The organism is Glycomyces sp. NPDC021274 (genome assembly GCF_040641195.1).
GTDB lineage: Bacteria > Actinomycetota > Actinomycetes > Mycobacteriales > Micromonosporaceae > Glycomyces.
This window is the reverse complement of record NZ_JBFADC010000150.1, coordinates 1-1,008: the sequence shown is the minus strand read 5'-3', so window position 1 is coordinate 1,008 and position 1,008 is coordinate 1. Positions and strand designations below refer to the sequence as shown.

Here is a 1,008-nt window from a genome sequence, read left to right as displayed (position 1 = left end):
CCCCTTCACGCACATCGCTCGCGGGCGGCGGCCTACGGCTCGAACTTGTAGCCCAGACCGCGGACCGTCACCAGATAGCGCGGGGCGCCCGGGTCGGGCTCGATCTTGGCGCGCAGTCGCTTCACGTGGACGTCGAGGGTCTTGGTGTCGCCCACGTAGTCGGCACCCCAGACGCGGTCGATCAGCTGCATCCGGGTCAGCACCCGGCCGGCGTTGCGCAGCAGCATCTCCAGCAGGTCGAACTCCTTGAGCGGCAGGTCCACCTTGCCGCCGGAGACCGTGACGACGTGGCGGTCCACGTCCATCCGGACCGGGCCGGCCTCCAGGGCCTGCGGGGCGACCTCCTCCGGCTCACCGCGGCGGCGGAGCACGGCGCGGATCCGGGCGACCAGTTCCCGGGAGGAGAAGGGCTTGGTGACGTAGTCGTCGGCCCCTATTTCGAGACCGACGACCTTGTCGATCTCACTGTCCTTGGCGGTCACCATGATGACGGGGACGTTGGAGCGGCCGCGCAGCTGGCGGCAGACCTCGGTGCCGGGCAGGCCCGGCAGCATCAGGTCCAGCAGGACGAGGTCGGCGCCGTTGCGCTCGAACTCGTCCAGGCCGTCGGGGCCGGTGGCCGCCACGGCGACCTCGAAGCCCTCCTTGCGAAGCATGTACGACAGTGCGTCGCTGAACGATTCCTCGTCCTCGACGACAAGCACTCGGGTCACGGAAGGACCTCCGGGGCTGGGTGAGCTGGGAGCGGATCGTTGAAGGTCTCGTACGGGCGGTCCTCGTCGTCGAGGCCCTCCGCAGTCAGGTCCGAGGGCCGCTCGCGGTCGCGGACGGCCCCGGCTTCCGGGAGACGCAAGGTGAAGGTGGAGCCCTGTCCCTCAGCGCTCCACACCGTGACCTCCCCGCCGTGCGAGGCGGCCACGTGTTTGACGATGGCGAGGCCGAGGCCGGTCCCGCCGGTGGCGCGCGAGCGCGCCGGGTCCACGCGGTAGAACCGCTCGAAGATGCGGT

General features: G+C 70.5%; 2 protein-coding genes. Both read right to left on the bottom strand.

Annotated features, from left to right (window positions below):
• Positions 1–32: 32 nt before the first annotated feature.
• On the bottom strand, positions 33–713 hold the full coding sequence (locus AB0I03_RS27250; RefSeq protein ID WP_016572018.1) for a response regulator transcription factor: 681 nt from the start codon (positions 711–713) through the stop codon (positions 33–35).
• On the bottom strand, positions 710–1,008 hold a 299-nt coding region (locus AB0I03_RS27245; protein ID WP_360417532.1), incomplete at its 5' end, for an ATP-binding protein. The genes AB0I03_RS27245 and AB0I03_RS27250, both read right to left, overlap by 4 nt.